Below are 13,437 nucleotides of genomic sequence, written 5' to 3'. Positions count from 1 at the left end.
TCGAAGGTCGAGACAATGTTTTCCTTTGAGGAGTACGTTACGCCGCGCGACCTGCGGGAAGCGCTTCAGGCAGTCGGCGCGCTGCCGACCGACGGCAAGGTCATCGCGGGGGCGACGGATGTCCTGCCCTATGCCCGCGAGGGCCGGGGCGGCGACGTGCATTATTCGATCGTCGTCGATCTGAGCCGGGTCCGCGAGTTTCAGGGGTACGAACTTGACGGCAACCGGGTTCGGCTCAACGCCAATGTCGCCTTTCAGGCTTTTCTGACCGACCCCGTCCTGCGCGAGCATCTGCCCTGTATGCCCTATTGCGCGATCTGGTTCGCCGACGACCAGGTGCGCGAGCAGGCAACCTTGGCGGGCAATATCGCCAATGCGTCTCCAGCGGCGGATGGCGTGCCACCGTTGCTCGCGCTGAACGCGGATGTGGAGCTAGCGTCTCTGCAAAGTGGCGAAATCCGCCGGCGCACAATCCCGATCGGCCAATTCATTCTTGGTCCCGGCCGCACCGCGATGCGACCCGGCGAACTGATCAGCGCTGTGATCTGCGAATCGATGCGAGGCTATGGCGGCTCGTTTCAAAAAGTGGGCCAGCGACGCTCTCTCGTCATCTCCAGGGTCTCGGCCGTCGCGCTGGTCAAGACCAATGCCGTGGGCAACGTCTTCGAAGACGTCCGGCTGGCCCTCGGCGGGGTCGGTCCCGTGCCCGTCCGGCTGCACGATATCGAGACCATGCTGATCGGCCAGCCCATCACCCGCAAGTTGGTGGCCGAAGCCAGCGTGATGCCGGCTGAGCGCGTCGCTTCGCGCTCGCGGGTCGCCTATCGCCGGCGGGTCGTGACCGGCTTCGTCGAGGCCGCGCTGGAAGACGCGCTCGTTGCGTGCGGCGCGCCGGTTCCAAGTGCTGAGCAGAGGGAAGCAGCCCATGTCTGACCGCGTCCTGACCATGACCGTCAACGGCCGCAAATTCGTCCGGCCGCTCAATGGCAGTTACCGCCTGCTCGATTATCTGCGCGAGGAGATCAACCTTACTGGCAGCAAGGAAGGTTGCGGCGCTGGCGAGTGCGGCACGTGTTCGGTCTTCGTCGATGGTAAGCTGGTGAAATCCTGTCTCATGCCGGCGGTTAAAGCCGACGGCGCGGACATCCAGACCATCGAGGGGCTCGCCCCGCGCGGCGAGCTGACCACCTTGCAGCAGGCCTTTCACAAGACCGGTGCGAGCCAGTGTGGCTACTGCATCCCGGGCATGGTGATGGCGGCGACGTCGGCGTTGCGCGAAAATCCGTTCGCCGACCTTCAAGAGATCAAGGAACGGCTCGGCGGCAACATCTGCCGTTGCACCGGCTACACGAAGATCTTCGAGGCGGTCGAACTGGCCCGCGACGTCATGAACGGCCGTCTTCCCGCCACCGCGCTCGACGCGGACGGCGCGGGCGCCTCCTATATCGGCAACAATGTCCGTCGGCTCGATGCGCCGAGCAAGGTGTCTGGCGCGCTGAAATACGCCGGCGACATGACGATGCAGGACATGCTGCACATGCAGGTGCTGCGCAGTCCGCATCCCCACGCGAAGATACTGTCGATCGACACGTCCGCCGCCGAGGCGCTGGAAGGCGTGGAATGCGTGATCACCCATCAGGATGTGCCCGGCCAGGATGGGTTTGGCGTCTTCGTCTACGACCAGCCGGTGATGGCGCGCGAAAAGGTGCGTTATGTCGGCGAGGCGGTCGCCGCTGTCTCGGCGGAAACCCAGGAAATCGCGCGCAGGGCGCTCGGCCTGATCAAGGTCGCCTACGAGGAACTGCCGGGCGTCTTCGATGCCGAGGAGGCGATGCGTCCCGGCGCGGTCGTCGTGCACGACTATGCCCAGGACAATGTCGTCAAGCACATCCCCATCCGCAAAGGCGATGTGGAGCAGGGCTTCGCCGATGCCGATCTCATCGTCGAGAACAGCTATTCGACCCAACAGGTCGAGCACGCCTATCTCGAGCCCGAGGCGGGGCTTGCCTATGTCGATCACGACGGCGTGGTCACCGTCGTTTCCCCGAGCCAGAACATCACCCACCATCGCCACATGCTGTCGACCATCATCGACAAGCCGATCAACAAGGTCCGCTTCATCATGAGCCCGGTCGGCGGCGGCTTCGGTGGCAAGGAGGACATGATCTACCAAGGCATGCTGGCGCTCTCCGCCATGAAGAGCGGACGCCCGGTGCGCCTTGTCTTCACCCGCGAGGAATCGATCGTCACCACGGCCAAGCGCCACCCCTCGAAGGTGACCTACAGGATGGGCCTTAAGAACGACGGCAGGATCACGGCCGTCTCGTTCAAGATGATCAGCGACGGCGGCGCCTACGGCATGTCCACCGAAGGTGTCATGCGCAAGGCCGCGATTCTGTCGCTCGGGCCATACGACATCGCCAACGCGCAAATTGACACGTTCGGCGTCTACACCAACAACACGCCGTCGGGCGCGTTCCGGACCTTCGGCGCCATGCAGGCGCAGTTCGCCACCGAATCCCACCTCGACATCTGCGCCGAAAGATTGGGGCTCGATCCGTTCGAGATCCGGCGACGGAACATGATGACGGTTGGGTCGCGCACCCATACCGGGCAGCGGCTCGACACGGTTTCCATCGGCGAGGTGCTGAAAACCGCCGAGACGTTCTGCCGATGGGAAACAGGCGCGCCGACGGGGCGCGGCGGCACGCGATCCGATCTCGGCGGTCCCGATACGCGCCAGCCCTGCACCCTCGGCGCGCGTTTTCGCCCGGCGGCGGACCGCAAGCAGGAGGTGGCGTGATGAAACGCTGGGCGAGAGGCCGCGGCATGGCCGCATCCTGGTACGGCATCGCCCGGACCGCGACGATCGACCGTGCGGGCGCCTGGGTGGAAATGGACGACGGCGGCACCGCGAAAGTCGTCACCGGCGTCACCGAGATCGGCGAGGGCATCTTGACGGTGCTTGCGCAGGTCGCCGCCGAAGAGCTCGGCATCCGGCCCGACGACGTGACGATCGGCGATAACGATACGGCGCGCTCGCCCGAGGCCGCGCACGCCGGCGCGACGCGCCAGACCTACATGATCGGCAATAGCGTCGCGATCGCATGCCGCGACGCCCGCGCCAAACTCGATGCCGAACTGGCCGATCACTGGCAGGTCGACGCCGCGACGATCAAGGCGTTCGACGGCGAAATCTGGGCCGAGGGCACCAACAACCGGATGACCGTCGATGAGGCCGTGGCTCTCTGCAAGAAGCGGGGGGTCGTGCCCGTCGGCTCCGGCTCGTTCACGGCCCATGGCACCGGTCTCGATCCCGTAGACGGCTCCGGTGCTCCCTGGCAGGCCTATGTCTTCGGCTGCCAGGTCGCCGAGGTCGAGGTCGATACCTTGACGGGCGAGGTTCAGGTGCTGGGCATGTGGGCCGTTCACGACGTCGGCCGCGCGATCAATCCTCGCGGTGTGGAGGGGCAGATCGAAGGCGGCATCGTGCAAGGCTTGGGTCAGGCGCTGATGGAAGACTATCAGCTTGATCGGGGCCACACGACGACCCACGGCTTCTCCAAATATATCCTGCCGACGTCGCTCGACATTCCGCAGATCAACACGATGCTTGTGGAAGACCGCGACCCGCGCAGTCCGCTCGGCGCCAAGGGCATCGGCGAACCGGCGCTGGTGCCGACGGCGCCAGCCATCATGAACGCCATTTACGACGCGATCGGCGTGCGCATTACCGCGCTGCCGGCGACACCGGAATCCATCTTGCAGGGTTTGGAAGAGAAAAAATCCGCCAAACTGGAGATGGCCAACTGACGGCCCTGACAGCGCTTTCGAATCGGCCGGACACTTTCGCCCGGCTGGCCGGAGGTGCGTCCGGAGACGTTGAATTTCAGCGCGGCGGGACGTCGCTGCGCGCATTACTGGGAGGAGAACAACATGCAATCGTTAAAATCGAGTGGCGGTTTCTTCGCTGTCGCAGTGGCTGCGGTCACACTCGCCGGAAGTCTTCCAGCGCGGGCGGAGTACCCCGAAAAGCCCGTTGAAATGACCGTGCTGTTCGGCGGCACCGCCAACACCACGGCGCAACTGTTGTCGGAACTGATGTCACGTGAACTCGGCTCGCCTGTCGTGCCGGTCGCCCGCACGGGCGGTGGCGGCGCCATCGGCTATGCCCACGTCCAGTCGACACGTCCCGACGGCTACAACATCGTCTGGAACTCGAACTCCATCAACACGACGTATCACCTCGGCAATTTGCCGTTCAACTATGAGGAATTCGCTCCCATCGCCCAAGTGTCGGTTGAAGTGCCGGTGCTTGCGGTGAACGCCTCGTCGGGATGGAAGACGCTTGAGGAGATGGCCCAGGCCGTCAAGGAAGGCGGCAAGACGATCAATGTCGGCATCTCCGGCAAGGGCTCGTTTACCCATTTGACCTCGGCCGCCTTGTTCGACGCCATGGGCATCGCCGATCAGGTCAACTACGTCTCTTACGGGGACGGCAAGGCGCCCGTGGAGTTGCTGGCTGGCCGCATCGATGCCGCCATCCAATGGCCGGGCCAGTTTCTTTCCTATGTCCAGTCGGGTGATCTGACTGTCCTCGGTTCGACCGGGGCAGAGCCGGTCAGCGTCTTGCCCGATGTGAAGACCGCCAAGAGCCAGGGCTATGACGTTGACATCTCGATGTGGCGCGGCTTGGCGGCGCCCAAGGGAACGCCAGACGAGGTGATTGCGAAGCTCGAGGCGGCGGCCAAGGCTGCGGCCGAGTCGGAGGAATTCGTCGCGGCATCAAAGAATATCGGCTTCGAGCCCGCCTTCAAGTCGCGCGCGGAATTTGGCGAAATCATCGCCCGCGATGATAAGTTCTACGCCGAGCTCCTCGGCGAACTGGGCATGACGAAATAAACCGGCAGACTTCGTTTCGGGGAGGGGCAGATGTCGGAAAAAATGCGTGATGTCGTAACCGGCACGCTGCTCCTTGTTCTCGCTTCGGTCTGGATGCTGATTGTCTGGCGCACGATACCGCCGGGCACGGGAGGCGGGGACGTCGGTCCCCGCGCTTTCCCCCTCCTGCTGGGAGCGTTCCTGGCGCTCTTCTCGCTGTGGCTGACGGTCGCCGCGCTGCGCAAGCGCGGTGATAGTGCCGGTGCGCTGGAGGCCGATGTGTCGGCGGACGACGCGCGAGCGGAAAAACAGGGCGGCGGCGGCGATCTCGCCGCACCGATCCTGACCGTTGCGCATCTTCTTGCCTACGGATTTCTGATGCAACGCATCGGCTTCGTTCTCGCCACTTTCGTCGTCGTGGCGTCGATCATGCTGTTTTGCACGAGCGACCGGTCGCCTTTGCGCATCGGGGCCATGAGCCTCGGCGTTACCTTCGCCTGCTGGCTGATCTTCGGAAAGATCCTTGGCGTCTATCTGGCGACCGGTTCGTGGATCAATTTGGGTTGATGGTCTGACATGGACAGCTTTCTGACAGCGGCCGTCATTGCGATGCAACCTGAAAGCCTTGGTGCGGTGGTCCTGGGTTCCTTCATCGGGCTGATCTTCGGCTCCATCCCCGGACTGACCTTCACCGTGGCGCTGGCGCTGGCGCTGCCTCTCACCTTCGGCATGGGCTCGGTGCCGGCTATCGGGCTGCTGCTCGGCACTTATATCGGCGGCATGACCGGCGGGTCGGTCTCGGCCATTCTGCTCGGCATTCCCGGCACGCCGTCGGCCGCGGCCACCGTCATCGACGGTTATCCGATGGCCAAGACGGGCCGCGCCTCCATCGCCCTCGGCATGGCTGTGATCGTTTCCACCTTTGGAGGCATTTTCAGCCTGATCGTGATGGTCGTTTCCGTCAATCTCGTGTCGCGCATGGCGATGTCGTTCGGTCCGGCCGAAATCTTCGCTCTCGTCGTGTTCGGCCTGTCGACGATTTGCGGCATGGCCGGCAAGTCGATGTTGCGCGGGCTGATCGCCGGGCTGCTTGGCCTGATGGCCATGACGATCGGTCTCGACAACATGGACGGGGTGCCGCGCATGACTTTCGGGACCACAACCATGCTGCAGGGCGTCAACCTTCTGGTAGCGATGATCGGGCTGTTCGCCGTTCCCTTCATCATTCAGGTTTTCGATGAGCACCGCAAAGGCATCGCGCCGCCCGCGCGGATGAGCGACATTCGTGCCGAACTGCCCTCATTGCGGCTGATCGCGGGCAATTTCTGGCTGATGATCCGCTGTTCGTCGATCGGCACCGTCATCGGCGCCATTCCGGGCACCGGCGGCCCGATCGCCTCCTTTCTTGCCTACGATCATGCCAAGCGCTTTTCGAAGGATCCCTCCCGTTTCGGCAAGGGCGCGATCGAGGGCGTCGTCGCGCCCGAAACCGCGAACAACGCCGTGACCGGCGGCACCATGATCCCGCTGCTGTCACTCGGTATCCCTGGCGATCCGGCAACGGCGATCGTCCTGGCCGGAATGCAGATCCACGGCATCGTCCCGGGACCGGCGCTGTTCCTCAATCACCAGACCGAAGTCTATGGAATCTATGTCTCGATCGTCGTCGCCTATGTCGCGATCCTGTTCATGCAGTTGGTGGGGATCCGGCTGTTCGTCCATGTCCTGAGAGTGCCGCCCCGGCTGATGGCGGTCGTTATCGTCGTCCTCTGCGGCATCGGGGCGTTCACCGTGCGCAATAGCATCTTCGACATTTACACGATGGCGATCGTCGGGTTGCTCGCCTACGCGGTGATCAAGGCCGAAATTCCCGTGACCCCCATCATCCTCGGCCTGGTGCTCGGGCCGACGCTGGAAGGCGAATTCCGCACGGCCATGAACCTTTCCGGCGGCGATCTCGCCATCTTCTACACGTCGCCAACCGCGCTGCTGTTCTTCGGTCTCGCGGCGTTCATCATCGCGCTGCAGACGTCGGGAGAGTTTTTCGCCAGAAGACGGAATAAGATGAAAGTCGGAGCCAGCAATGCTTAACAGTGAGTTCCGATCCGGGGACGAGGAAAGCCAGATCAGGCGAAGGGCGGAGCTTCTCGCTTGCCATGACAGCGTCGATGCAGCTCTTGCCGCGCCTGATATCGAGATGCCGATCGAGACCAGCTTGTCCGAGGCGCTGGTCATCGGGCTGCTGAAGCAGGGTGTGACGCATTACTTCGCGATTTTCGGGCATGGATCGACCGATCTGGGAAATGTTCTGAGAATTTACAGCGAAGCCGGCGTCGTCACGGTGATCAATTGCCGCAACGAGGTCGAGATGGCGCACGCCGCCACGGCGCACGCCTGGCAGTATGGCAAGACACCGGCCGTGGTCACCTCGATCGGGCCGGGCGGCCTGCAGGCCATGGCCGGCTCGCTGGCCGCCGCGTCCAACGGCGTCGGCGTGTACCACATCTATGGTGACGAGACGACGCGCGGCGAAGGCTACAACATGCAGCAGGTGCCGAAACCCGAACAGGGGATCTTCGGCAAGATCACGGCGCTGATGGGCCAGTCCCACACCTTGCATACGCCGGAATCCCTGCGCGAGTGCATGCGGCGCGGAACCAACTGCGTGCATCACCCCTACATGCCGGGCCCGTTCTTCATCTTGCTGCCCATCAACACGCAGCCGCAATCGATGAAGCTGAATGTCGAGACGCTTCCCGGTCGCATGGCGCTTCCTGCCGTGGCGCCGGCCGGTGCGGAAGCCTATGCGGCCGCGGCGGCACTGCTTGGCCGCCACCGCAAGGTCGTGATCAAGGCGGGCGGCGGAGCCCGTCGGCACGCGTCCGCGGTTCGCGACCTGGCCGAGGCGATCGGCGCCGCGGTCGTCCTTTCGCCGGGTTCGACCGGCGTGTTGCCCGACGATCACCCGCAGAACATGCATGTTGGCGGTTCGAAAGGCACGATCAGCGGCAACTATGCCATGGAGGAGGCCGATCTGGTCGTCTTCGTGGGCTCGCGCGGTGTCTGCCAGGCCGATTGCTCCGGCGTCGGCTATCCCAACGCCAAGGCGGTCATCAACATCAACGGCGCCATCGCCGATGTCACCCACTACGCCAACACCTTGCCTCTGCCCGGCGATATCGGATGCGTCGCCGGGCGCCTGCTCGATGTTCTGCGCGAAAAGCCGGCCCTGAAAGACGATCGCGGCGAATGGCTCCGCTTTTGCGCGGACAAGAAGGCCGAGTGGAGGGCGTTCAAGCGCGAGCGGACAGGTGCGGCGCCGCTGGAGGATTCGGTCTGGAAGCAGCCTGTGCTGACGCAGCCGGCGGCGATTCATACCGTCGCGGAATTCGCCAAGCGGATCGGAGCCGCCAAGTTCTTCGATGCCGGCGATGTCCAGGCCAACGGTTTTCAGATCGTCGAAGACGATACGGTCGGCGATACGTTCACCGAAACCGGCGCGTCCTATATGGGCTTTGCCGCCTCGGCGCTGCTGGGGTCCGCAGGCGTGAAGGGGGCACGCTACGGCATCGCCTTCACCGGCGACGGCTCGTTCATGATGAACCCGCAGATCCTGATCGATGCGGTCGAGCACGGCGTGAAGGGGATGGTCGCGCTGTTCGACAATCGCCGGATGGGGGCCATAACCAGCCTGCAATACGCCCAGTATGGGCAGGAATTTCGCACCAACGACAGTGTCGCGGTGGACTATGTCGCGATGGCCGGCGCCTTCGCCGGCGTAAAGGCCCTATTCGGCGGCACGACACGGGATACTCTGCGCGCTGCGCTTGACGAAGCCCATGCTCATGACGGCCTGTCGCTGGTGCATATCCCCGTCTACGCCGGTCGTGATCCGATCGCGGAAATGGGAGCCTATGGCTCCTGGAATGTCGGCAACTGGGTCGATGACGTCCAGGCCCGCTATCTCGAACAGAAAATCTGAATGGAACCGGCCATGTATCGTGATCTGGAACTCTACATCGACGGCGCCTGGCGTGGCGCCGCGAACGGCGCAACTCGGGCTGTCACCGATCCGGCCACGGAAGATACGCTCGGCTCCATCGCCGAGGCAACCGACGCCGATATCGATGCTGCGTTGACGGCCGCACAGGCCGGCTTTTCCGTATGGCGCCGGACCGGGACCTGGGAGCGCGCCAAGCTGATCCGCAAGGCCTCCGATCTCATTCGCGAACGCGCCGAAGAGATTGCGACACTGATGTCGTTGGAAACCGGGAAACCGCTGGCCGAAGCCAAGGGCGAGGTGAACGCGGCGGCCGATCAGTTCGAATGGTATTCGGAAGAGACCAAGCGCATCTATGGGCAGCTCATCGAGAGCCGCACGGCCGATAGCCGCATGGCGGTGATTCACCAGCCGGTCGGGGTCGTGGCGGCATTCTCCGCCTGGAATTTTCCGGCCTTGCTACCAGCCCGCAAGATCGCCGCCGCGCTTGCCGCGGGCTGCAGCATCATCATCAAGCCGGCCGGCGAGGCACCCGCCTCTTGCGCGGCGTTGGTGCGAGCCTGCCACGACGCCGGCGTCCCGAGCGGGGTGGTCAATTTCCTCACCGGCCAATCCGACATGATCGCCCGGCGCCTGATCGCCTCGCCGATCGTGCGCAAGGTCTCGGTGACCGGTTCCGTGCCCGTCGGCAAGCAGATCCTGCACCTTGCCGCCGACGGCGTGAAGAAGGTGTCGATGGAACTGGGCGGCCACGCCCCGGTCGTCGTCTTCGACGACGTCGACGCCGAAAAGGCCGCGGAGGTCTGCGCCAATACCAAGTTCCGCAATTGCGGCCAGGTCTGCATTTCGCCCACGCGTTTTTACGTCCACGAGTCGAAATACGAGGCGTTTGCCCGCCGTTTCGCCGAAGTCGCGAAATCCCTGAAGGTCGGACGCGGAATGGAGGAAGGGGTCCAGATGGGGCCGCTCGCCAATCGGCGCGGACTGGAGACGATCCAGGAGCTCGTCGCGGATGCCAGGCAGCAGGGCGCCGAGGTTCTGGCCGGCGGCGGCGTCCCGGCCGAAGCCAACCGCGGCTTCTTCTTCGAGCCCACCGTCCTCGGCAACGTTCCCGACGACGCCCGCATCATGCGTGAGGAGCCGTTCGGGCCGGTGGCGCCGCTGACCACCTTCACAAGCTATGACGAGGTGATGGAGCGGGCCAATGCGCTGCCTTTCGGTCTCGCCGGCTACGTCTTCTCCAATGATCTCCGCACCGCGACGCGGGCCTATGAAGATCTCGAAGTCGGCATGGTCGGCGTCAACGAGATGCTGCTCGCGACCGCGGAAGCGCCGTTCGGCGGCGTCAAGGAAAGCGGCATGGGGCGCGAGGGCGGCTCCTTCGGCATCGGCGATTATCTCGAGACGAAATACGTCAAGATCAAGCTGGAAGAGCGAGCGCGCTGAACATGAGTGAAGACGAGGCAAGAGGGTTCGCGCGCGGCCTGACCAACTACGGCGACAAGGATTTCTCGCTCTATCTGAGAAACTCCTTCGCCAGTTCGATGGGTTATTCCCGTGAGGTCCTGAAGAAGCCGATCGTCGGGATCGCGAACAGTTTTTCCGGCTTCAACAACTGTCACCGGCATTTTCCGGAAATGCTGGAGGCGGTGAAGCGCGGCGTCTTGCTCGGCGGCGCGCTGCCGATCGAGTTTCCGACGATCTCGCTCGGCGAGGTTTTTCTCAATCCGACGAGCCTCAAGTTTCGCAACCTGATGTCGATGGACACCGAGGAGATGATCCGGGCCCAGCCGATGGATGCCGTCGTCTTGATGGGCGGCTGCGACAAGACCGTGCCGGCGCAGTTGATGGGGGCGGCATCGGCGAACCTGCCAGCGATCCAGATCGTCGCCGGTCCGATGATGACCTCGCGCTACGGCGAGGAACGGCTTGGCGCATGCACCGACTGCCGCCGGTTCTGGGGAAAATACCGCGCCGGTGAGATCTCCGGCGATGCGATCGGCGACATCGAGGGCCGTCTGGCGACCACCGCCGGCACCTGCGCCGTCATGGGCACGGCATCGACGATGGCCTGCATCGCCGAAACCCTCGGCATGTCGCTGCCCGGGACGGCCGCAATCCCGGCGGTCCATGCCGATCGGCTGCGGGCCGCCGAGGCGACGGGTCTCGCGGCCGCGCGCATGATCGACAAACCCATTCGTCCCAGCGATGTCATCACCGAAAAATCGGTCGAGAACGCCCTGCGAATCCTGCTCGCCCTTGGCGGATCGACCAACGCGATCATTCACTTGACGGCGATCGCCGGACGCCTCGGCATTCCGGTTTCGCTGCGGCGGCTCAATCAGCTGTCCGACGAGACGCCGGTGCTGGTCAATCTCAAGCCCGTCGGCGCCAACTACATGGAAGATTTCTTCTTCGCCGGCGGCGTGGGCGCGGTGCTGCGCGAGATCAAACCGCTGTTGCATCTCGATTGTCTGACGGTGACCGGCGATACGCTCGGCGACCGGCTTCGCGAGGATGCAGGCCCCGTCGACCACAAGGTCATCGCCAGCGCCGAGCAACCGCTGGAACCCGAAGGCGGCCTCGTCGCGCTGTTCGGCAATCTCGCGCCGGGCGGCGCCATCCTGAAGCGTTCGGCGGCCGACAAGGGGCTGTTCGAAAAGGAAGGGCGCGCGGTGGTGTTCGAATCGCTCGCCGATCTGGCGAAGCGCATCGACGAACCGGACCTCGATGTGGAGGAGGGTGATATACTGGTCCTGCAGAATGCCGGGCCGCGCAGCGATTCCGGCATGCCGGAAGCCGGCTATCTGCCGATCCCCAAAAAGCTCTCGGCAAAGGGCGTCAAGGACATGATCCGTATTTCCGACGCGCGCATGTCGGGAACCGCCTTCGGTACGATCGTGCTTCACGTTACGCCGGAAGCGGCGATCGGCGGACCGCTGGCGCTGGTTCGCACCGGCGACCGCATCAAGCTGTCGGTCAAGAACAAGACGATCGAGTTGCTGGTCGACGATGACGAGCTGGAACGGCGGCGCAGCAGCTTCCGATCGCCGTCGAAACCGGCGTCCGAGCGGCGCGGCTACGACAAGATCTATGCCCAGGAGGTGCTTCAGGCGGATGAGGGGTGCGATTTCGCGATCTTACAGCCGGTCAGGACATGATCCGACCCAAGTCGGCCGATCCACGTCGCCCATAGCACCCGGTCCGTCGAGGCAGGCCGTATCCCTGCTCACACCCGGCGCCGCTGGGATGCCCCCGGCAGAAATGTCGACCGCGACAGAATCCGGCCCTGTGCGTCCAAAGTCAATCTCAGCGCCCAGCGCCCATGATAGAAGGTCAGCCGGAAGCGGCCGCTGTCTTCATCGATCCCGGTCTCGCAGCGGCTGGTGATCTCTCCCGCGGCCATCCGCGCGCGCACCGTCGCGGGATCGAGCGCGAAGGCTTCCGCCAGAATTTCGACGTCGACCACGAAGCTGTCCGCCGTGATGGTGACCATGCTCATGCGTCTGTCCGCCGGCGGTTGTGGACCGCCGCGATGGTGAAACGGCGAGATATCACGGACAGATCATCGACAAATTCCCGCGCCGGCTCTGCGGTGGAAACACCGCGCCCCGGCGCGCCGGCAATGCGCAAGGGCACCCAAAGTCCGTAATCGGTGAAGGAGGTGAGGCGCATAGCCGTCCAGATCTGTATAAGTGGTATTTACAATACCTATTAACGGCATTAGACGGAAATACAACCCTGTTCGACCGGAGTCCCCATGCCGCGGAACCCAGCCATACTTCCATCGATCCGCTCGACCCGGCCGGCGCTGACCGCCGGCATCATGGAGGAGACCGGGCTGGATGAGGTCCGGTTGGCGGCTTTGGTTCAACGCTTCTATGCCAAGGTGCGCGCCGACCCGATGCTCGGGCCCGTCTTTGCTGAACGGATCTCCGACTGGGAGCCGCATCTGGCCAGGATGGTCGATTTCTGGTCCTCGGTCGCAATGATGACCGGGCGCTATCACGGCAGTCCGGTTGTCAGACATGCGGGCCTGCCGGTAACCTGGCAGCATTTCGAACGCTGGCTGGAACTCTTCCGCGAAACCGCCGCCGAGACCTGCACACCGGCTGGAGCGGCCCATGTTGTCGAACGCGCCGAGCGGATCGCACGCTCGCTCCACATAACCATCAAGAATGCGGAGCATCCGGCGCGCAACGCCGCATCATAGCGGTGACTCCTCGCGAACGAAGACAGCCATGACGGGAACCGTTGCTGCATCGACGATCCTGCCGAACTAATCCGCTGGATCGTAACCCGCTACAGGCAGCAGCTTCCCGAACTCGGCCGCGCTCATGAACCTTCCCCCTTTGACGCGTGGATAGCCGCAAAAGGCTGAGAGCTCTGAGGATCGTATCTCGTGGTGTGGTCGGCCCTCCTGTGCGTTCGCCCGGGCGCCGATGACGTTTTCGGAGAGAGGCGCCGTTCCCAGAAAAATCTGCGGCGCGAGCCGCCGGTTGAGGCGGACTTCCTCGCGGCAATTGGCCTCGCGGGTAGCCAATGTGGTGAAATCC

At 64.0% G+C, this 13,437-nt stretch carries 11 protein-coding genes and 1 pseudogene; 10 read left to right on the top strand and 2 right to left on the bottom strand.

The window, feature by feature from the left end; translation table 11 throughout:
- Positions 1-15 precede the first annotated feature (15 nt).
- The 9 genes from MJ956_RS08905 (at position 16) to MJ956_RS08865 (ending at position 12,042) form a co-directional block, all read left to right on the top strand.
- Complete coding sequence (locus MJ956_RS08905; RefSeq protein ID WP_253964125.1) at positions 16-933, top strand: FAD binding domain-containing protein; 918 nt, start codon at positions 16-18, stop codon at positions 931-933.
- Positions 926-2,803 (top strand): molybdopterin-dependent oxidoreductase, encoded by a 1,878-nt coding sequence (locus MJ956_RS08900; protein WP_253964124.1) that lies wholly within the window; start codon positions 926-928, stop codon positions 2,801-2,803. Before MJ956_RS08905 ends, MJ956_RS08900 begins: the two co-directional genes overlap by 8 nt.
- Complete coding sequence (locus tag MJ956_RS08895) at positions 2,803-3,813, top strand: xanthine dehydrogenase family protein molybdopterin-binding subunit (RefSeq protein WP_253964123.1); 1,011 nt, start codon at positions 2,803-2,805, stop codon at positions 3,811-3,813. Before MJ956_RS08900 ends, MJ956_RS08895 begins: the two co-directional genes overlap by 1 nt.
- Before the next feature lie 123 nt (positions 3,814-3,936).
- Positions 3,937-4,902, top strand: a complete 966-nt coding sequence (locus tag MJ956_RS08890) for a Bug family tripartite tricarboxylate transporter substrate binding protein (protein ID WP_253964122.1) — start codon at positions 3,937-3,939, stop codon at positions 4,900-4,902.
- 30 nt (positions 4,903-4,932) lie between these two features.
- Positions 4,933-5,448, top strand: coding sequence for a tripartite tricarboxylate transporter TctB family protein (locus MJ956_RS08885; RefSeq protein ID WP_253964121.1), 516 nt, complete (start codon positions 4,933-4,935; stop codon positions 5,446-5,448).
- Positions 5,449-5,457: 9 nt separating this feature from the next.
- A complete protein-coding gene (locus tag MJ956_RS08880) occupies positions 5,458-6,972 on the top strand; it encodes a tripartite tricarboxylate transporter permease (protein WP_253964120.1) in 1,515 nt (504 codons plus the stop codon).
- Positions 6,965-8,863 (top strand): thiamine pyrophosphate-dependent enzyme, encoded by a 1,899-nt coding sequence (locus MJ956_RS08875; protein WP_253964119.1) that lies wholly within the window; start codon positions 6,965-6,967, stop codon positions 8,861-8,863. The genes MJ956_RS08880 and MJ956_RS08875 overlap by 8 nt, the downstream gene beginning before the upstream one ends.
- A gap of 12 nt (positions 8,864-8,875) precedes the next feature.
- Complete coding sequence (locus MJ956_RS08870) at positions 8,876-10,327, top strand: NAD-dependent succinate-semialdehyde dehydrogenase (RefSeq protein ID WP_253964118.1); 1,452 nt, start codon at positions 8,876-8,878, stop codon at positions 10,325-10,327.
- A gap of 2 nt (positions 10,328-10,329) precedes the next feature.
- Positions 10,330-12,042 carry a dihydroxy-acid dehydratase gene (locus MJ956_RS08865; protein WP_253964117.1) on the top strand — a complete coding sequence of 571 codons (1,713 nt, stop codon included), beginning with the start codon at positions 10,330-10,332 and terminating at the stop codon, positions 12,040-12,042.
- Positions 12,043-12,110: 68 nt separating this feature from the next.
- Here MJ956_RS08865 and MJ956_RS08860 read toward each other — a convergent pair whose 3' ends face one another.
- A complete protein-coding gene (locus MJ956_RS08860; protein WP_253964116.1) occupies positions 12,111-12,383 on the bottom strand; it encodes a DUF6522 family protein in 273 nt (90 codons plus the stop codon).
- Positions 12,384-12,641: 258 nt separating this feature from the next.
- On the opposite strand from MJ956_RS08860, the gene MJ956_RS08855 reads away from it, so the two are divergent.
- Positions 12,642-13,094 carry a group III truncated hemoglobin gene (locus MJ956_RS08855; RefSeq protein WP_253964115.1) on the top strand — a complete coding sequence of 151 codons (453 nt, stop codon included), beginning with the start codon at positions 12,642-12,644 and terminating at the stop codon, positions 13,092-13,094.
- Between the two features lie 66 nt (positions 13,095-13,160).
- Here MJ956_RS08855 and MJ956_RS08850 read toward each other — a convergent pair.
- Positions 13,161-13,437 (bottom strand): annotated as a pseudogene (locus MJ956_RS08850) (hypothetical protein); the annotation flags it as partial.

Source organism: Aurantimonas marianensis (assembly GCF_024195285.1).
GTDB lineage: Bacteria > Pseudomonadota > Alphaproteobacteria > Rhizobiales > Rhizobiaceae > Aurantimonas > Aurantimonas marianensis.
Note: the sequence above shows the minus strand (reverse complement) of the source record. Positions and strands in the feature narration are given on the sequence as shown.